The sequence below is a fragment of the Paenibacillus borealis genome (assembly GCF_000758665.1).
Lineage (GTDB): Bacteria > Bacillota > Bacilli > Paenibacillales > Paenibacillaceae > Paenibacillus_AQ > Paenibacillus_AQ borealis.
Window position 1 is genome coordinate 7,319,499 of sequence record NZ_CP009285.1, and the last position, 17,430, is coordinate 7,336,928.

Annotated in this window: 18 protein-coding genes; 1 reads left to right on the forward strand and 17 read right to left on the reverse strand. The window is 48.3% G+C overall.

Annotated features, from left to right (window positions below):
* The first annotated feature begins 76 nt into the window (after window positions 1–76).
* Window positions 77–898 carry a DUF2785 domain-containing protein gene (locus tag PBOR_RS30940; protein ID WP_042217803.1) on the forward strand — a complete coding sequence of 274 codons (822 nt, stop codon included), beginning with the start codon at window positions 77–79 and terminating at the stop codon, window positions 896–898.
* 100 nt (window positions 899–998) lie between these two features.
* On the opposite strand, the gene PBOR_RS30945 is transcribed toward PBOR_RS30940, so the two are convergent.
* From PBOR_RS30945 to PBOR_RS31025, 17 genes are all read right to left on the reverse strand, one after another.
* The gene (locus tag PBOR_RS30945; RefSeq protein ID WP_042217805.1) at window positions 999–1,739 is read right to left on the reverse strand and encodes a DUF5071 domain-containing protein; all 741 of its coding nucleotides are present in this window, start codon (window positions 1,737–1,739) and stop codon (window positions 999–1,001) included.
* 31 nt (window positions 1,740–1,770) lie between these two features.
* Window positions 1,771–2,313 carry an O-acetyl-ADP-ribose deacetylase gene (locus PBOR_RS30950; protein ID WP_167549586.1) on the reverse strand — a complete coding sequence of 181 codons (543 nt, stop codon included), beginning with the start codon at window positions 2,311–2,313 and terminating at the stop codon, window positions 1,771–1,773.
* Between the two features lie 200 nt (window positions 2,314–2,513).
* A complete protein-coding gene (locus PBOR_RS30955) occupies window positions 2,514–3,059 on the reverse strand; it encodes a hypothetical protein (RefSeq protein WP_245647953.1) in 546 nt (181 codons plus the stop codon).
* A gap of 439 nt (window positions 3,060–3,498) precedes the next feature.
* Entirely contained in the window at window positions 3,499–5,331 is a 1,833-nt protein-coding gene (gene glmS / locus PBOR_RS30960) for a glutamine--fructose-6-phosphate transaminase (isomerizing) (protein WP_042217808.1), read from the reverse strand.
* 654 nt (window positions 5,332–5,985) lie between these two features.
* Entirely contained in the window at window positions 5,986–7,326 is a 1,341-nt protein-coding gene (gene glmM / locus PBOR_RS30970) for a phosphoglucosamine mutase (RefSeq protein ID WP_039294242.1), read from the reverse strand.
* Between the two features lie 111 nt (window positions 7,327–7,437).
* Entirely contained in the window at window positions 7,438–8,886 is a 1,449-nt protein-coding gene (locus PBOR_RS30975) for a CdaR family protein (protein ID WP_042217811.1), read from the reverse strand.
* The gene (gene cdaA / locus PBOR_RS30980; RefSeq protein WP_039294234.1) at window positions 8,879–9,709 is read right to left on the reverse strand and encodes a diadenylate cyclase CdaA; all 831 of its coding nucleotides are present in this window, start codon (window positions 9,707–9,709) and stop codon (window positions 8,879–8,881) included. Before cdaA ends, PBOR_RS30975 begins: the two co-directional genes overlap by 8 nt.
* 211 nt (window positions 9,710–9,920) lie before the next feature.
* Window positions 9,921–10,535 (reverse strand): zf-HC2 domain-containing protein, encoded by a 615-nt coding sequence (locus tag PBOR_RS30985; protein ID WP_042217813.1) that lies wholly within the window; start codon window positions 10,533–10,535, stop codon window positions 9,921–9,923.
* Window positions 10,536–10,658: 123 nt separating this feature from the next.
* On the reverse strand, window positions 10,659–11,225 hold the full coding sequence (sigW, locus tag PBOR_RS30990; protein ID WP_042217815.1) for an RNA polymerase sigma factor SigW: 567 nt from the start codon (window positions 11,223–11,225) through the stop codon (window positions 10,659–10,661).
* 644 nt (window positions 11,226–11,869) lie between these two features.
* Window positions 11,870–14,662 (reverse strand): phosphoenolpyruvate carboxylase, encoded by a 2,793-nt coding sequence (gene ppc, locus PBOR_RS30995; protein WP_042217816.1) that lies wholly within the window; start codon window positions 14,660–14,662, stop codon window positions 11,870–11,872.
* A gap of 307 nt (window positions 14,663–14,969) precedes the next feature.
* The gene (locus tag PBOR_RS31000; protein ID WP_042217817.1) at window positions 14,970–15,233 is read right to left on the reverse strand and encodes a holin; all 264 of its coding nucleotides are present in this window, start codon (window positions 15,231–15,233) and stop codon (window positions 14,970–14,972) included.
* Complete coding sequence (locus PBOR_RS31005) at window positions 15,230–15,940, reverse strand: M15 family metallopeptidase (protein WP_042217818.1); 711 nt, start codon at window positions 15,938–15,940, stop codon at window positions 15,230–15,232. Before PBOR_RS31005 ends, PBOR_RS31000 begins: the two co-directional genes overlap by 4 nt.
* Window positions 15,912–16,301, reverse strand: a complete 390-nt coding sequence (locus PBOR_RS31010; RefSeq protein WP_042217820.1) for a hypothetical protein — start codon at window positions 16,299–16,301, stop codon at window positions 15,912–15,914. The genes PBOR_RS31005 and PBOR_RS31010 overlap by 29 nt, the downstream gene beginning before the upstream one ends.
* Complete coding sequence (locus PBOR_RS31015) at window positions 16,288–16,509, reverse strand: hypothetical protein (RefSeq protein ID WP_216626581.1); 222 nt, start codon at window positions 16,507–16,509, stop codon at window positions 16,288–16,290. The genes PBOR_RS31010 and PBOR_RS31015 overlap by 14 nt, the downstream gene beginning before the upstream one ends.
* Window positions 16,487–16,828, reverse strand: a complete 342-nt coding sequence (locus tag PBOR_RS31020) for a hypothetical protein (RefSeq protein WP_157764177.1) — start codon at window positions 16,826–16,828, stop codon at window positions 16,487–16,489. Before PBOR_RS31020 ends, PBOR_RS31015 begins: the two co-directional genes overlap by 23 nt.
* Window positions 16,829–16,889: 61 nt before the next feature.
* On the reverse strand, window positions 16,890–16,991 hold the full coding sequence (locus PBOR_RS37860; RefSeq protein WP_218918869.1) for a CD1375 family protein: 102 nt from the start codon (window positions 16,989–16,991) through the stop codon (window positions 16,890–16,892).
* Window positions 16,984–17,421 (reverse strand): hypothetical protein, encoded by a 438-nt coding sequence (locus tag PBOR_RS31025; RefSeq protein ID WP_042217823.1) that lies wholly within the window; start codon window positions 17,419–17,421, stop codon window positions 16,984–16,986. Before PBOR_RS31025 ends, PBOR_RS37860 begins: the two co-directional genes overlap by 8 nt.
* Between the last annotated feature and the right edge of the window lie 9 nt (window positions 17,422–17,430).

The window sequence follows — 17,430 nt, forward strand, 5'->3', positions numbered from 1 at the left end:
ATGAAGTTGTATCCAATCGAGCCTGTATCTTATAGTAAGAGAAGAGTCCGGAAAATACCCAGTAGGAGCGTATACAATGAATTTAAAAGAACAGTTGATCCTAATCAAAGAAAATGACTACCAGACACCTGCGGAACCCTTCCAGCTGGTACAAGAAATGATACATAACATCGGCTCCCTGGATGCCGAGCTGCGTGATGATCTAATCTATACAACCTTATCCCATTGGATTCCCGGTAACTCGCTTTCCGAAGACGAGCTGGAGCAACTTTTGCCCGCCCTATTGGGCACCGACTATTTGCATTATAAGCTTGGTGAAGCTAACACAGACTCTGTGTTCACCCGGTCTTTCTCTATGCTGGTCATCCCGCTTCTCATCATGAGGCATAGGGAATCCCCCTTCCTCTCAAGAGAGCAAGTTCACCAGATCAAAGAGAAGGTATTCTACAGTGTACAAGAAGAGCGGGATTACCGCGGGTATGACGAAGATAAGGGCTGGGCTCATGCCATAGCTCATGGGGCAGATGCATTAGACGATTTAGCCCAATGTTCCGAACTGGATCAAGCTGACCTCTTCACCATCCTCGATCTGGTTTACGACAAGATGACCATAACCGAACGGGTTTACTCCGATGGTGAGGATGAGCGGATGGTCAGACCCGTAATCAGTGTTTTTAACAGAAAACTGCTCAGTCAGACTGATGTAGCGCAATGGATTCAACGTTTCGGTGATGTAGAGAAAAGTCCCGGATTCCTGCCTTCCTTCAGGCAAAAAAATAATATTAAGAATTTCCTGAAAAGCCTGTACTTCCGGGTTAAATTCTACAAAGCAGATGCCAGTCTCTGTCCGGTCATCGAGGATACTTTATATAAAGTGGAGAAAGTGTATTATTGCTGATTAAAAAAATCACAAATGGCTCCGCCCTCTGATAATAAGGGCGGAGCCATTTGCTTTATTTTTTAGTGAATTCTGAATAAGTAGGTGATAATATATTGTGCTAGACGAAATCTGACACTTCACGGGCTAAATCCTCAATTCCACTTAAATAATGCTGTAAGTTAGATTTATGATTACATAATGAAAATCTCCCCTCGTTTTGCTTATAATAAACTCTGGAACATTCAGGCTTAAAGATCACTTCACTAAATTCCCTTTGAAGCTCTTCACAATCCATTCCGGGATTTGATTGCTCAAGTTCAAGAATCTCTAAGCTTATTTTCTTCTTCTTTTCCTGTATTATAAGTTTAATTGCTTCTTTCGGGCATATTCGATGAACCAATAATGTTCGCAAGGCCTTCAAATCATTGGCTCTTCCTTTAGAAAGTTGAATTAATTCATTCTGAATTTGAGTGATCTGTTTCGTATTCCATTGATCCACTATAAGTTCAAATATCCACCCGATCCATTCTTGATCGTCACTATATTGTATAAATGCATCTTTTATATATGGAATTAGCGGATCGCCAATTTCTCTTAACAAATCAGAAATCTGATGCGCACCCGGCCAATTCAAATCCTGAATCCAAATAAGTAATCCCGGCAATATACTTTCCACACGGGGATATCCTAAATTTATAATTACTTCAGCGGCTCCATCCCAATGCCCTTTCGTGAGAGGTTGCAACAATAAGGGAAGCTCATCATCATTAACAAACTGCAGCTTTTTTATTGCATTCTCTTTTTCTTCTACAGGTGTGTCCCATTCTAACTTTTGAATTAGCGTATTTATATCGTCCAAGTAATATCGCCTACTTTGCATTTGTCATATTTCAATATTTCTTTAGTTCATTCTTGTATAATTCTAAATTTTCTTCGTCAAAACATACAAATACTACTTTCTTAATTTTTGTTTCCTTATTTAATAAATACTTAGACACTTCCTCTACGGCTATGTAGGAGGCTAAGCTTTTCGGATATTTATATATACCTGTACTTATATTTGGAAAAGCAATACTTGTAGCTTCGTTTAAGTCAGCTTGTGTTAATGAATTCCTGTAACAATCTTTTAGCCTTTGTTCCTCATTGTTCATTCCGCCATGCCAAACGGGACCCACGGTATGGATAACCAAACGGCTCCTCAAATTCCCTCCTGTTGTGACTACTGCTTCTCCAACTGCACAGCCACCCTGTTGATTGCGGATCTTCATGCACTCTTCTAATATTGCTTTTCCCCCGGCTCTATGGATAGCACCGTCTACGCCGCCTCCACCCATCAGACTAGTGTTGGCAGCATTGACTATCGCATCTGCTTCAGTTTTAGTTATATCTCCCCGGATCAACTGAACGATTGAGTCTTTCATCATAACTTCCATGAATAACCTCCACTAGTACTTCGTAAATAACACCATATGTAGAGTATTCGCGGTATTATTGAGCTATCCTGCCAGTTAGTTAATACCAAAGACAGCCTGTCATTTACTTGTCTAAATGCATAAAGCCGCCCTTAATGTTTTAAGGACGGCTTATGATACCACTAGATTTAACTTTCAGGGTCCATGCTAGACGTTTACTTTCATTTTGTGTAAGCAGCTTCTATCTCCTTCAAATTCTCGTCGGAGATGGTCTGGTAAGCCCCTTCTTGCCGGGGGAATTCCAGGCTTGCAATGATATCGGCCTTGAATGTCACACCTCCGCCACCGTCTGCTGCCGTGATCGGCGATGGCAATATCTTGATCAGAACCAATCCTGTTGTATATCCTTCCTGCTTCCGGACAATGCGGATCCAAGAGGCTCCGATGTCTGCGGGTTGCACCTGAGAATCCCCGAAGAATGGGTTCCAGTAGAAACGCTCTCCCGCTTTCTTGCTGTTCCCTCCCTTGCTCATCCTTTCGAGTTTCCCCTCAGACTTTACGCATAAGTAACCCGTATCGCCAGAAATTTCATACATAACTTCATCGCTGCCTCGGAGTTCAACTGGAATGCCCGGGGTGATACTGATCGCGAGTGACCAACCTTCATTCCAGGGCATGGAGATCATTTCATCCGCAGGTACGCTTACAGACTTTGGCTTTGCTTCTTCTTTGGTCTTCAGTGCGCACCCGGCAACAATCAGTAACAATCCAAGACCTGAACAGATGAACAGCCGTCTTAGACGGATGGCTTTGCTTGCTTTAATAATCCAGCCCCCCTGTATGAGATCAGAGTGAAATAGTCTTCAATTATAGAAGCCTATTTGTCTTGCTGCACTTCAAATTTTTAGCTATTTTACTAAGTTATCCAGAAATCTTACTTCCAGATTTTTACTTGGTTTATTATAACATTTTTATTTTTAAATTCCCTCTACTCACGAAATCTGCAAAATTTCTATCTGTAATCTATTCGCGAAACATACCTTACTGCGCCAACCCATTTCACTTCATATTACAACTACGCTGCTGGTTTGCTTTTATTGCTCAAGCAATCGCAAAAAGTCCCGATGAGTTAAGACATCATCGGGACTTTTATGTCAATATTAAATGGGCCTATTCAACTTCTAGGACCAACTATTTTGATAAACCTTACTCCACAGTTACACTCTTAGCCAAGTTTCTTGGCTTATCAACATCATGACCCAGAGCCAATGACGCGTAGTAGGCCAGCAACTGCAGCGAAACTACGGACAAAGTAGCGGTCAGCAGCGGCAGAGTCTGAGGAATCACGAACACCTGGTCAACGGATCTGAGCAGATCGTCTTTGTGCTCTTCATGAGTGATCGCCAGGACATGTGCGCCGCGGGCTTTCACTTCTTTGATGTTGCTGACGGTCTTCTCAAGCACGGATTCCTGGGTTGCCAGGGCAATAACAGGAACGCCTTCTTCGATCAGCGCCAGTGTACCATGCTTCAGTTCACCCGCAGCATAAGCTTCTGAGTGAATATAAGAGATCTCCTTCAGCTTCAGCGATCCTTCTTGGGCTACTGCGTAATCTACGCCGCGGCCGATGAAGAAGAGGTGCTTATGCTCAGCGATTTGTTCAGCATAGGCTTTGATCGCTTCTTTCTGAGCCAGGATTACTTCTACTTGCTCAGGCAGGGACTGCATAGCTGCGAGAATCTTAGCCACTTCAGGTTCAGACTGCGTGCCGCGTACTTCAGCCAGGTACAGACCCAGCAAAGTGAATGCGATCAGCTGGGAAGTGTATGCTTTGGTTGATGCTACAGCGATTTCCGGACCAGCCAGAGTTACAAGTACACTGTTGGCTTCCCGGGCAATGGAGCTGCCTACTACGTTAGTGATCGCCAGAACATGCGCTCCGTTGGCTTGACCTTCGCGAAGAGCAGCCAGTGTATCTGCAGTTTCACCGGATTGGCTGACTACGATAACCAGTGTTTCCGGAGTCACGATTGGCGCACGGTAACGGTATTCGGAAGCAATGTCATTCTCTACCGGAATACGTACCAGGGACTCAATCAGGTTACGTCCTACGAGACCAGCATTATAAGCAGTACCGCAAGCGACGATCTGAATGTTGCGGATGTTCTTGATTTGTTCTTCTGTCAGGTTAAGCTCAGGCAGAATGACTTTGTTGCCTGCAGCATTCATGCGTCCGCGCATGGTATCGCGGTAAGCCTTTGGCTGCTCGTGGATTTCTTTCAGCATGAAGTGCTCATAACCGCCTTTTTCTGCGGTAACAGCATCCCAATCGACAGTAATCATTTCCCGAGAAATATAGTTGCCCTCAATCGTCATCAATTCGACAGCATCCCGTGTCAATACAGCCATTTCGCCGTCGTTCAGAATATATACGTTGCGGGTGTATTCCAGCAGTGCAGGAATATCAGACCCGATAAAGTTTTCGCCTTCTCCAATACCGATAATCAGCGGGCTGGCTTGACGTACAGCTACCAGTTTATCCGGTTCATATTCAGTCAGAACACCCAGTGCGAACGCTCCGCGCATGTAAGTGATCGCTTTTTGCACAGCCTTCACGATATCCCCATTGTATTCACGCGCAATCAGATGAGAGATAACTTCGGTATCTGTTTCGGAAGAGAAATTAGCTCCTCCGGCAATCAGTTCTTCCTTGAGATCCAGATAGTTCTCAACAATCCCGTTATGAACTACTGAGAATTTGTGGGTGTTATCTGTGTGCGGATGAGAGTTCTCATCGGATGGTTTGCCGTGTGTAGCCCAGCGGGTGTGGCCAATTCCTGCGCTGCCTGTCAGCGGAGTTGCTTCGAGACGGGATTCCAGGTTCGCCATACGGCCCTGTGCTTTTACAACCTGCAGACCTTCCTTGGTGAATACAGCAATACCTGCGGAATCATACCCGCGATACTCCAGCTTCTTCAAACCCTCGACCAAGATCCCCTGCGAATTCTGATTACCAATATATCCTACAATACCACACATTATATTTTCCTCCGTCCAATTTTTCGTAGTAAGGGCGGCCATGAGGAAAGAAACGTGCCGTGCGGCATGTTTTGAAGAAAAGCAAATATGTTGTTGTCCGTTACAGCTCAACAAAATAACCTGTCACTTGCATTATATTCATGAAAATGCACAGTCTTCTCCTCTGCCGTGGCAGAACCATCTGCGTTTCCTGCATATGCGCATACCCATGATTTGTACATTTCAATTGGCACCCACAGGAGCGTTGTGTGAGAGGTCGCCCTCGCATTTTCCGCTTCCATTTACGGCTCTGGTGCATCACCGGGAGGTCCCCGCCGAACATTTCGAACACCTCCACCTCGTCAGCTTACATCTGCCGTGATCCGTTCAGGCCGTTCTGCCTTAATGGCAGCTTCCGGTCTTCCCTTCTCCCCCGCGCAAGATCAAGCTCTGGCGCTTGCATTGCTTCAACCTTACTATCCCCGCTTTCCTTCTGGAATGACACTTAGTCTATTATATGCACCTTACATCGTTTTGGCAATGATGCGGCAAAGAAAACCTTTTTCATCCATTTCAAAATGTCCTCACAATAATCGCGCCTACTATAATCATTCAGCCGGTGAACGAATCGTCCTGATCCGTCCACCGGCTGCCCATTTCAAGCACTGTAAAGAATTACACCAGCTCGCGCTGAACCACTTCAACAATCTGTCCTACAAAAAGATCAAGCTCGGCCTTATCCGGGCCTTCCGCCATTACACGGATCAGCGGCTCGGTTCCCGAAGGACGCACCAGTACACGCCCGTTGTCGCCCAGCTTGCCTTCAACTTCTATGATTGCGGCTTCAATCGCCGGATTGTTCGGGTAATTGGTTTTGTCCTGCACACGCACATTTACCAGCACCTGCGGATATTTGGTCATCATGGACTTCAGCGTGCTAAGCTTCTTGCCGGAGGTCTTCATCGTATTGACCAGTTGAATCGCTGTCAGAATACCGTCACCTGTCGTATTGTAGTCCAGGAAGATTACATGACCGGATTGTTCTCCGCCCAGATTATAGCCGCCACGGCGCATTTCTTCCATGACATAACGGTCGCCGACTGCAGTCTTCGCTGTATTCAGCGATAATTTCTCTGTAGCTTTGTAGAATCCGATATTGCTCATAACAGTGGATACAATCGTACCGTCTTTCAGCTTACCCGCACGGTTCATGGCATCCCCGCAGATACAGAGGATAAAGTCGCCGTCAACCTCATCGCCGTTCTCATCGATAGCAATCAGGCGGTCAGCATCCCCGTCAAAAGCAAGTCCCAAATCCGCCCCGTGCCGCAGTACTTCCGCACGCAGTGTCTCCGGATGTGTTGAACCGAATCCGTCATTAATATTAAGCCCGTCCGGCTCTGCACCGATGGAGATTACTTCTGCTCCCAGCTCTCTGAACAGCCGTGGTGCCAGCTCATAGGCCGCGCCGTGCGCGCAATCCAGTACTACCTTAATGCCCTTGAAGTTCTGGTCGATCGTCGTCTTCAGATATTCCAGATAGAGATATTTCGCATCATTATCTACCCGTAGCGTACCGAGACCCGACCCAACCGGACGCGGCAGCTCATCCTGCTCGGCATCCATCAGCTCTTCAATCCGCAGCTCTGTTTCATCTGTCAATTTGAAGCCGTCTCCGCCAAAAAACTTAATCCCGTTATCCTCAACCGGATTATGCGAAGCTGAAATCATGACGCCTGCATCCGCCTTGAGCAATCTTGTAATATAAGCAACAGCAGGTGTAGATACCACACCCAGACGGATCACATCCGCGCCAATGGACAACAAGCCGGCAATCAGTGCCGATTCCAGGAGCGGACCGGAAATCCGTGTATCCATTCCAATTACGACTTTAGGCTTTTCCACATTTCCTGCCAGTACATATCCCCCGCAGCGTCCAATGCTGTAGGCCATTTCTGCTGTTAACTCACGGTTTGCGACTCCGCGTACGCCATCTGTTCCGAAATACTTACCCATCTTTTTTCTCCTTTTAATACGCTGCTTCAGCTTAATAAATTATAGTATGATTGATTCTTTATTCCGTGTATGTGAGATGCCTAATAAATAGACGTGTTCCTGATCGAAAAGTTACGTTCCACCCGTACTGCCGGCGTTATTCCCGCCTGCTGCCGGTGTAGGGGCGTTCTCAGCAGGAATGTGTGTCGGAGTCGGGGTGGGCTCTATTGACTCGCCAGCATGGGTAGGAGAAGGCTCTAAGGGCGTCTCCTCACCGGAAGCAGGCTCAGCACTGGGCTCCGTAGTAGGAACAGCGGTGCTGTTATCAGCTTCCGCTGAAGGTTCCGGTGTAACTGGAGCCAGCAGTTCCACCTTTACAGTAAGCTGCGGACTGTCATTCTGCAGCGTTATGAACCGGGGAAGTGAAACCTGCAGCGGAATATCATGAATTCCAGCCGTAAGTCCGCCCACATCAGCAACCACGCTGATATTATCCTGATCCAGCTGATCCAGCAGGGTTGGAGCTCCCGATACCGTCAGATCCATGGAAGTGCTCACAGGATCTATTATAAGAGCTGTCAGCCCGCTGCCTATACCTTCCAGCTTAATAGGCACAGCGGAGATCGTCCTCTGGGCGATCTCCGCTGTCGAGACCGATACATTCATGGCCGCAGGTTCGATCTTCCCGGCCCCCTCCGGCGGCTTCAGCTCCAGCTTCAGCTGTTCTGTACCGGCAGCAGTTATGGAGCTTAGATTAAGCACCGCCTCATAGGAGGATAGGTTCTGCAACGTCTCCGTACTACCATATACGGTCACCATATCCTGTTCAGGCGTAACCCTGGACAGGACCAGTGAACCGGGCAGACTGCCGGTAAAGCTGATATCCAGCGGCAGTGTTTTGGACGGAAGCGTAATAGGCAGCTCTACACCCACTGTTGAAGGTTCAATCACAGCATCCTTCAGCTCGTTCCCTTCACTGTCATAGGCATAGAGCTTCAGCTTCTTCTCACTGAAAGGTTCATTCTCGCCATCCAGCTCAATATTCCCCTGCACCTTAGCAACTCGTCCAAGATCACTGGCCGGAAGGGTTACCTCTGCGGATACCGGATCAACCACCGGAGTCCCCACTTTATAGCCTGCTGCCGGCTCTCCCGTGATATTCACGGTAACCGGAAAAGACTTGGTCGTCCGCAGCTCAATATGCACATTCACCTGATTCGGCACCATATCATCCAAGGTTACACCGCTCGGCGTCGAATACATTAAGGGAAGCGTGTTATCGCCGGGTTTCACATCACTAAGATCCAGCCATACCCGGTAGGCATCGGAGAACTTGTAGGTAAGATCGGACTTCTTGCCCCTTACCTCCATCCTGACGCTATCAACATCCTTCGTCAGCACATAGGTGTCACTATCGAAGCCTTCAATCTCCACTTTGACATTCTCGATCGTCTTCGATTCGGTATTAACCGTAGTCTGATTCGCCGGTGCAGTATCTACATGCACAATGGTCCAGAGAATAATACTGAGGGCAAGCGCAAGAATTTTGTTGAAGTTATTATTCTTCATCCATTTATCCATTGTTCTTAGTCCCCCTCCATTTCCAGAAAGCGGAACTTTTATCCTTCAGGAGTGAGCTTGCACTCAGTTCTTGATGCAGCTTTGAGATCAGCGACTCTTCCTTGATATCCCGGACAATTTGTCCGTTAATGGCCAGAGAGATCTGTCCGGTCTCCTCGGAGACGACTACAGATACGGAGTCTGCCACTTCACTGATGCCGATTGCGGCGCGGTGCCTTGTGCCAAGCTCTTTGCTGATGAAGGGATTCTCTGACAACGGCAGGTAACAGGCAGCCGCAGCAATCTGGCTCCCCTGCATAATCAGCGCCCCGTCGTGCAGCGGTGTATTCGGTATAAAGATATTAATCAGCAGCTCAGAGCTGACCTCAGAGCGCATCGCTATACCGGATTCGGTATATTCGTTGAGTCCCGTAGACCGTTCGAAGACGATTAACGCCCCGATTTTGCGCACGGCTAAATAATTCACCGCTTTAATAACTTCACCGATTAATTTACTGATCTCTTCATCATTCTCCGCAGTCCGCCCGAAGAATTTCCCCCGGCCAAGCTGTTCCAGCCCCCTGCGCAGTTCCGGCTGAAAAATAATAAAGATCGCAAATACCCCAAACGTAAACATTTGGTTCATCAGCCATTTGAGCGTGTATAAATCCAGCAGGGTACTGCCCCCCCAGATTACGACCAGGACCAGAATCCCCTTCAGCAGCTGAACGGCCCGCGTACCGCGCACCATATTCAGTACCTTGTAGATGATGTAGCTGACAATCAGAATATCGATTATATCTTTAATGGACTCTTTCCATGTAAGGTCGGTAAAATAGCTCATTGCCGAAAACCCCCGTCATTTCAAAATTAGCTGGGTTTATGTAAATTGTCTGTTAGCACTTTATCATATCTAGGTTATAACGTTCAGCCTCCGGTTGCAAGTTTAGGGCTGAAGCAAATTGCAAAACTGGTGTTTTCAGGCAACAAAAAAGCGCCATCTTTCCGGAAAAAGAGGCGCAAATGAGTTTTCTGCTATAAGCGACCAACAATTGCTATCGGTAGGCAACTTCAGAGAACATGTTCGTCACTTTATACCAGAGCCAACTTACCGCTTGGTCTATGCTTTTGACTTGCCCGGAAATATGGGCGGTTGAAGCCTGGTACAGCGAGCCGTCGATCACCGTTACATTGCCGTTGACTTCCCCGTATACTTGAGTTTTACCGTTCTCCACCGTCAGATCCCCGGAAATGATTTTGCCGGAGGGTACGATAACCGTATCCCCTTTGATAACAACCTGATCAAGGTCAGTTCCTCTGACTACAAGCTGTCTATCCTGATTCCAAAAAGTTACAGAACTCATCAGCATCACGAAGATAAACACAGAGGCTGCAGTAAGCGCCGGATGTCGTTTGATCCAGGTGATAAAAGCTCTTTCCTTCTTGGGTTTCGGTAATGAATTCATAATCCGGCCTACAAGATCCTCCGAGGCAACAGGGGTCTGGTGCATCAGGGAAAACATCAGCATATCGGTCTGTTCCAGTTCCTTGAACTTCGCACGGCAACCCGTACAGGATAGAAGATGCTCCTTCAATTCCCTCTGCTGCAGTTCGGGCAAGTCGTCATCCAGGTAGTCGTGCATCATAGAGACGGCCAGTTTGCATTCCATAGGAGCCAATCCTTTCATGAGTGCTTATTTAATTATTTCAAGACATAGGAGCAGGACGCATAAGACTTGCTTAACTTACATACGTCACTGCCATGCAGGAGTTTCATAAAAAATAATCTATTTTTACAATTTAGGGCCTAATTTCTTACGTAAAAACTCACGTCCGCGATGCACACGGGTCTTGATCGTCGTTACGGGCATATCCAGCACATCACTGATCTCCTGAAGCGATAAATCCTGCAGATAGCGCAGTATCATCACCGACCTGTATTTCACGGGCAGGCTGTCGATGGCTTCATAGATGAGGCTCTGTGTCTCCGAGAGCAGCAGCTCCGTCTCCGGTGTCACATTGTCGCTCGGAATCATCGAATACCCGTCAATTCCCTCTTGATCATTCATCTCGGCATCCAGTGAATACGTCGGGCGCCGCTTGCGCAGACGGTCAATGCACAGGTTCGTGCCAATACGGTAGATCCACGTTGAGAACTTCTGTTTATCATCATAACGGTCCAAATTCCGGTACACGCGCAAAAAAGTTTCCTGAACAACATCCTCCGCCTCATGGCGGTTATTCAGCATACGATAAGCCAAATGATATATTTTGTCTTTATATAGTTCTACAAGCTCGGCAAATGCCCTTTGGTCGCCCTTCAAGGCGAGCTTTGTCAATCTGCCTTCCAGATTCTCCACCTGTTAACTCCCCCAGACTTGCCGCCCTTGGTCTATCAGCTCTTGATCATCCACGGTACAAGCATTTAAATCGTAATTCAAGTTCTTGCAAAAATCAAGGTTTGTATTGTTACCTTCTATATATATTGGGCTTTTTTGCTATTGGAAAAGAGGGCTGGGCGGCTGATTAGTCGCGGACTGCGCGAAACATTTGGACTTCCGGCCGCTGTTATTGGCAGATTTCCTGATTGGAACCGCAGTCTTCGGTCGAAATCTGCCAATAAAGGCGAACGCTGCCGCTCCTCCAGTTCCAAATTTCCGCTCCGCCGTCTCCATCAGCCAGGCTGAACCTCTTTTTGTTGCCCAAAGTATATCTCAGGCAACAATGGGGTGGGGCATGGGTTCGGCTGGATCTATGACCCCCGGCCTCACTCAGAAAGACAAAAACCCCGCCCATCCTCTGGGTAAGAGGCGGACGGGGTTTCCTGAAGCGGCTGGGCCAGCTTCGCATCAAAACCTTTTAAAGCGGCTTCGCCGACTTTGAAGATCAATAGCAAGATCATCGAAAGAGCAAGATCGAAAGATCGATCAAGATCAAAAGATCAAACCCTTTAGAGCAAAGCGGCTTCGCCGACTTTGAAGATCAAGATCGGAGAGCAAGGGCATCAGCCGGTATTCCGGAGACCGGCGGCTATACCGTTGATCGTAAGCAGCACCTCACGCAGCAGCTCGGCGTCATCGCCCTCGGCATCACGCAGGGCACGAAGCTCAGCAAGGAGCTGAACCTGCAGGTAGCTGAGCGGGTCAACATACGGGTTGCGCAGGCGGATCGACTCCTGAATAACTGGAACATTATCCAGAATGTCCTGCTGGCCAGTGATCTTCAGGATCAGCTCGGAGGTCAGCTTGAACTCGGCTTCAATCTGGCCGAAGATCCGCACACGTGCCTCCTCATTTTTGCCCATACTGGCGTATTCCTTGGCGATTACAAGATCCGCCTTGGCAATAGCCATCTGCAGGGTATCGATCAAAGTAGTGAAGAAAGAGAAGTTGGCATACATATGCTGCATGATCTTCAGATTTTCTTCTTTATCCTCATAGAAGCTCTGCAGTCCTGTTCCGGCCGCATACCATGCAGGCAGCAAATAACGGCTCTGCGTCCAGGCGAATACCCAAGGGATGGCACGCAGATCCTCGAAGCGTTCACTGTTCTTGCGCTTCGAAGGACGTGAACCGATATTCAGTTCCCCTACCTCCGGCAGCGGGGTTGATTCTTTGAAGTACGTCAGGAAATCCGGATCACGGAAGATCAGATCCTGATATTTGTTCAGGGAGACTTCAGAGATGCGGGCAATAATCTCATCCCACTTGGCTTCATACAGATCCGCCTGTGGCGATCTGGCGTGAATCGCTGCCGTAACCAAAGCGGATGTCGCCTGCTCCAGACTGCGGTAAGCAATCCCCTTCATCGAATACCGGGAAGAGATCACCTCACCCTGCTCGGTAATCTTGATGCCGCCGCCAATAGTGGAAGCCGGCTGGGCCAGAATACTCCGGTTCAGCGGCATACCGCCGCGTCCGAGTGCTCCGCCGCGTCCGTGGAAGAACTTCAGCCTAATGCCGAATTCATCGGCAGTCGCTGTAATCTGCTTCAGGGCAACACGCAGCTCCCAGTTCGCAGTAACCACACCGCCGTCTTTATTGCTGTCCGAATAACCCAGCATGATCTCCTGCAGATCATTCATTGCTCTAACCCCGTCACGGTAGATCGGCATGCTGAGCAGTGTACGCATAATCTGCGGCGCATCGTGAAGGTCGTCGATCGTTTCAAACAGCGGCACCGCCTGCAAAGTACAAACAACTGTACCGTCGTTATCTTTGCGGAACAAGCCTACTTCTTTGGAGAAAACCATCACCTCAAGAATATCACTTGCCGCTTCCGCCATACTGATCAGATAGCTGGTGATACACTGCTTGCCGTACTCCTCTTGTGCCTGGAAGATCGTCCGGTATACCGCAAGGCATTCCTCCGTACCTTCACTATAAGACTGGTATGGGGATGTCAGCGGGCGCGGATCATTCAGCAGCTTCTCGAGCAGCTCAATCTTCTCTTTCTCCTCAAGCTTGGAGTAGTCCGGCGTAACATTCATCTTGGCCAGAATCTCCGTCATTGCATTCTCATGCTCCTGGCTGTGCTGGCGGACGTCCAGTGTGGACGTATGGAAGCCGAACAGCTCCACTTGGCGGATCAGCTTCTTAATGTAGGTGTCTGCTACATAGTCGGCATAGTGATGCCGCAAGCTGCGGTCAATCACATTCAAATCATCTATAAATTGCTCTGGTGAAGCGTAGCGCACAGGCGTGCCTTTTTTCTCATCGTCCAGAACATTCTGTGTCTTAGAGATCATATAGCTGAGCTTAATCCGGTAAGGTTCATTATCATTGCGCCAGGCATCGACCCGGTTAAGATTGATAATGTTACGGTCCTGCTCAATGGACTCCAGCAGCTCCGGCGTCACATTGACGATGCTTGTACTAAAGCTCAGGTATTGCATCAATTCGCGCATAATCCGCTGATATTCACGAATAGCCAGCTTGCGCTGCAGACGCAGCGTCTGCAAAGTTACGGCCGCAGTCACCGAAGGGTTACCGTCACGGTCTCCGCCAATCCAAGAACCGAAACGCAGATAGGTTGGCACATGCCAGTTCTGGCCCGGGTAATATTTGCTTAGACATCGCTCAAGTTCTTGGTATACATCCGGCAGCACTTCAAAAATCGTCTCATGGAAATAGTACATACCATTGCGCACTTCATCAAGCACAGTAGGTTTGCGGTCACGTAACTCATCCGTCTGCCACAGGGTAATTACTTCATTCAGCAGCTTCTCACGGAGCTGTTCACGTTCGCGGAAAGTCAGAGTCGGATTATCCAGCCCCATGACATCGTCGGAGATCCGTTTGTGAATATCGAGGATCGCACGGCGCATGGCTTCCGTAGGATGGGCGGTCATAACTAGTTCCAGAGACAGGCCGTTCATGATCTCATGAACATCCTCGTGAGAGAAATCCCGCTCGCGGAGCTCCTGAATCGCACTTTCGATCGATCCCGGCTGTACCGTCTCCCCGGCAGAACGTTCATAATCGCGCTTACGGCGAATGCGGTGATTCTGCTCGGCTATATTCACCAGTTGAAAATAAATGGCGAAGGCCCGTATCACCTGATGGCGGTTCTCCGGATCCAGTGAACTAATCAGCTCTTTAAATTCATTGTGCAGTTCAGGCAAAAACAATGAGCGCAGCGATTTACTGGTTTCACGGATCTTCTCCACGATATCCAGCAGTTCGTTGCCGCCTTGGTGTACCAAGACTTCGCCCAGAATATTCCCCAGGAACCGTACGTCCCGCCGCAGCAGATTGTTGGAGTTGCTTTTGCTAACGGTAGTCGTAAGTTCGGTCATGCTGCTCCCCCCATCCTCTTCCGGATCAATGCTCTTAACATTGTCTATTTGAAAGCTTTCCTCATATCATACAATAAAACCGCCCGGAAATCTTCAACTTTATTGCGCGGTAAAGCGATACAGCAATTAAGATTATACACCAATCGGGCTATTTATAAAGTCCGAATTATTTTTGTATCTCTTCCTATTTTATATTGTCTGTTTTATGTAGTAGATATGTAATATTATATGACGCAAAACACAAAAAAAGCCGGCTCCGCAGAGCCAGCTGTCTATTAGAAGTCACGTTTTATTTCATGATGTTTCTTCATCGGTTGTTGAAAGCCAATTCAAATAATCCTGTAGCAGACAATCCGGCAAGTCCACCTGCCCAGAGACGTAGGGTAATATCGAGGTCAGTAAAAGGATACGCTGCAGCTCCAACCAGCAGTCCAATTCCTAGTCCTACAAACGGGATAACGTTGCGCGAAAGACGGGTGTTATTTTTGATAAGCTGCACCAACGCCAAAATTACTACGGCCAGAATTGAGGCAAAGGCTAACACATTATCAAACAGTTCACTGTTAATCATGAGCCCGCCCCCTTCAGCCCGCTGCTTATGATATCCACTGTTTTTGTTGCCGAATTATAGCCGACCTGTGCCCCCAATGCTTCGGCAATAACGCGAACGGGAGCATAAGTAATGCCATTTACCATCATTCCTTCTGCAATCTTCACACCGTTCACTTTTACCGCTGCTGTAATTTCACTTTTCACAGTTTGTTCCTCCTTAAGCTTGATACGTTCATATACCGCCTCTACTGCCGCAGCAGCAGGCTTCTTCCCTGTCCGGAGTGCAGCCAGCGTCAATCCGAAGCTCAGCTGAAAATGCGGGTAATCCTTGAAGCTGGTCCAGTCCCCGCCCCATTCGAATCCGATCGCCTTGGCCTGCTGCACCACTTCCAGCCAATCAGCGGTACAGTCACTGTCCCCATCCCTGTTCATATCCCAGGAAACACTTGAACCATTCGGAAGCAGCAGCGCAAAATCCACCGCCAGTCCATAATTGTGATAGCTGTATCCGCCGCGTGCATTAGTGACAATCGCTCCCGGCTTGGTTCGCCCCTGAGCGTAGAGTGCATCCTGTTCGGCGATCGTCCGCAGTCCTTGAGTAATCAGGATGGGAACACCGCAAGCATAACAGCGTTCAATCAGCGTTGTGGCTGCGGCGAGTACTGCGGGATGAAGCCCGGAGAGACGGGCAGCGGATTTATTTAGAACCTGAATTAGAGTCAGCATGCGGATTCCTCCCTTTCCTGATCCCGGACAGCACCACGAACAGATCCTGCCGTTTGGTATACATTAACAGGGTGAGGATGACCAGCCCTAATGTGGTACCCGTCTGGGCGATGGCCCAGGCTTCCGATTGCAGTGAGCTCAGCACAGCGTCCGAGCCGGAAGTGCTGAATCTGATCCAGAAGGCAACTGCCATCTTAACCGTGTATGCCCCCAGAAAAAAGAATGCTGCCAGCATAAACAGACTGACCACGCGCGCCCGGAGCCTTTTGCGGAAATACAAAAAAAGCGCAGCTATCAGCAGCAGCGCACAGATAAAGGATATGGAATAAGCTATTAATAACACAATATCAATGATGCTCATCTTCTGCCCCCCGATCATAGATTAAGAACTCGGCGAACCCGTTGTTCCTGATTTCCTCCTGAATTTCTTTGGAGACATTCTTGTACCTTCGGATAGAGAGCGATACTCTCATTCCCGCTTGCGTCAGCTTCCGCTCTCTGTCCCGGTGCAGGGGGGATAACCGTTTGATCCACTCACTCAGCACGTTATCCCCTCCTGTCTTCTTCATTAATACTGCCTGAATTCTTGTCGCCCGCTGAATGATCAATCTTCAATCGCTGCAGTACTTCAAGTGTCGGTGCCATGAAGTCAGACCTCTCTTTATCGAGGATGTTCTGCAGCCTGTCCCTGTCTTCCTCGGCACGCTCCAGCAGTTCACGCGGCACCAGATTCCCCTTCACAATCGACCGCAAAAGCACAAGAAAAATCATCAGCAGAATCAAGGCAACAATATAGGCTAGTCCATACTTATCCGCCAGAGGCAGCAGCTTCTCCAAATTCGCAACATCATTGCTGTCCATTGCTTCACTCCCTTCTATGTTGGTCATTGATGCCCCCGGATGGGTCCGGGGGCAAAATAAAAACGCCTTGGTCGGCGCCTCTGGTTATCTATTCTTCTAGCAGTTTAGACACATCGGCGCGGATAATCTCCGGTACCTGCTTTAACGTCTTGAGGCCCTTACGAATCAAGCTTGCATATACTTCAGCCATTGTCTTCGTCACCTCCTTTAGTGGTCTGTTCTGCCTCCAGGCCAGTTTGTCCGGCTAGCATAAGCTCGTACAGCTCTGTGAGGGCTAATTGGGAGTCAGCTGCTTCTTGCCGAGTTACCTGCAATTCTTCGAAAGTTTCAGTGAGCGCGAGCTGAGTCATCGCCAGATCCAATTCGGTATTTGTTATTCGTTGTTCCAGCTCTATGACTTTCGGTGTGTAAGGATCGGCTGTCTTCGGTTCTTCATAATCATAATAGAGACGGGCATCCGTTAGATTCACCTTCAGCACCGGATCTTTCCCGTTATCTATAGGCTCAGGCAACACATCGACTGTAACCCCATCCACACCTTCCAGGGATTCCGTATCGTGGTACGTAGCATAAACGTACCCCACTCCGTCCCTTATATCATATGCACAAAAATAAGACATGTATTTCCC

Excerpts from the sequence above, each read along its gene's own strand:
- PBOR_RS31025 (WP_042217823.1), bottom strand. The coding sequence starts at position 17,421 with ATGTCTTATTTTTGTGCATATGATATAAGGGACGGAGTGGGGTACGTT.
- PBOR_RS31010 (WP_042217820.1), bottom strand. The coding sequence starts at position 16,301 with ATGAGCATCATTGATATTGTGTTATTAATAGCTTATTCCATATCCTTT.
- PBOR_RS31015 (WP_216626581.1), bottom strand. The coding sequence starts at position 16,509 with ATGAAGAAGACAGGAGGGGATAACGTGCTGAGTGAGTGGATCAAACGG.
- PBOR_RS30975 (WP_042217811.1), bottom strand. The coding sequence starts at position 8,886 with ATGGATAAATGGATGAAGAATAATAACTTCAACAAAATTCTTGCGCTT.
- ppc (WP_042217816.1), bottom strand. The coding sequence starts at position 14,662 with ATGACCGAACTTACGACTACCGTTAGCAAAAGCAACTCCAACAATCTG.
- cdaA (WP_039294234.1), bottom strand. The coding sequence starts at position 9,709 with ATGAGCTATTTTACCGACCTTACATGGAAAGAGTCCATTAAAGATATA.
- PBOR_RS30985 (WP_042217813.1), bottom strand. The coding sequence starts at position 10,535 with ATGGAATGCAAACTGGCCGTCTCTATGATGCACGACTACCTGGATGAC.
- PBOR_RS31020 (WP_157764177.1), bottom strand. The coding sequence starts at position 16,828 with ATGACCAACATAGAAGGGAGTGAAGCAATGGACAGCAATGATGTTGCG.
- PBOR_RS31005 (WP_042217818.1), bottom strand. The coding sequence starts at position 15,940 with ATGCTGACTCTAATTCAGGTTCTAAATAAATCCGCTGCCCGTCTCTCC.
- PBOR_RS30940 (WP_042217803.1), top strand. The coding sequence starts at position 77 with ATGAATTTAAAAGAACAGTTGATCCTAATCAAAGAAAATGACTACCAG.
- PBOR_RS37860 (WP_218918869.1), bottom strand. The coding sequence starts at position 16,991 with ATGGCTGAAGTATATGCAAGCTTGATTCGTAAGGGCCTCAAGACGTTA.
- glmM (WP_039294242.1), bottom strand. The coding sequence starts at position 7,326 with ATGGGTAAGTATTTCGGAACAGATGGCGTACGCGGAGTCGCAAACCGT.
- glmS (WP_042217808.1), bottom strand. The coding sequence starts at position 5,331 with ATGTGTGGTATTGTAGGATATATTGGTAATCAGAATTCGCAGGGGATC.
- PBOR_RS31000 (WP_042217817.1), bottom strand. The coding sequence starts at position 15,233 with ATGATTAACAGTGAACTGTTTGATAATGTGTTAGCCTTTGCCTCAATT.
- PBOR_RS30950 (WP_167549586.1), bottom strand. The coding sequence starts at position 2,313 with ATGGAAGTTATGATGAAAGACTCAATCGTTCAGTTGATCCGGGGAGAT.